The organism is Gilliamella sp. B3367, from assembly GCF_026536825.1.
Lineage (GTDB): Bacteria > Pseudomonadota > Gammaproteobacteria > Enterobacterales > Orbaceae > Gilliamella > Gilliamella apicola_E.
The window spans coordinates 1-542 of the sequence record NZ_JAFNNJ010000022.1; the positions used below are offsets into that span (position 1 = coordinate 1).

General features: G+C 41.5%; 1 protein-coding gene. It reads right to left on the bottom strand.

What is annotated here, in order from left to right:
• A partial coding sequence (locus tag J3U23_RS12050; protein ID WP_267339345.1) for a GTP-binding protein occupies positions 1-542 on the bottom strand: 542 nt, incomplete at its 3' end.

Genomic DNA, 542 nt, shown 5'->3' on the forward strand with positions numbered 1-542 from the left:
CCTTCTAACGCTTTTAACGCTGAACCACGAATTACTGGAGTGTCATCACCTGGGAAATCGTATTGAGATAGAAGTTCACGTACTTCCATTTCAACTAATTCTAATAATTCTTCATCATCAACCATATCGCATTTATTTAAGAATACGATGATGTAAGGAACACCTACTTGACGACCTAAAAGGATGTGCTCACGAGTTTGTGGCATAGGACCATCAGTTGCTGCTACTACTAAAATAGCACCGTCCATTTGTGCCGCACCAGTGATCATGTTTTTAACATAGTCAGCATGGCCTGGGCAGTCTACGTGTGCGTAGTGACGAGTTGGTGTATCGTATTCAACGTGTGAAGTGTTGATGGTGATACCACGTGCTTTTTCTTCTGGTGCATTATCGATTTGATCGAATGCGCGAGCTTGACCGCCGTATTTTTTAGAAAGTACAGAAGTAATAGCTGCTGTTAAAGTTGTTTTACCATGGTCAACGTGGCCGATTGTACCAACGTTAACGTGGGGTTTTGTACGTTCAAATTTTTCTTTAGACAT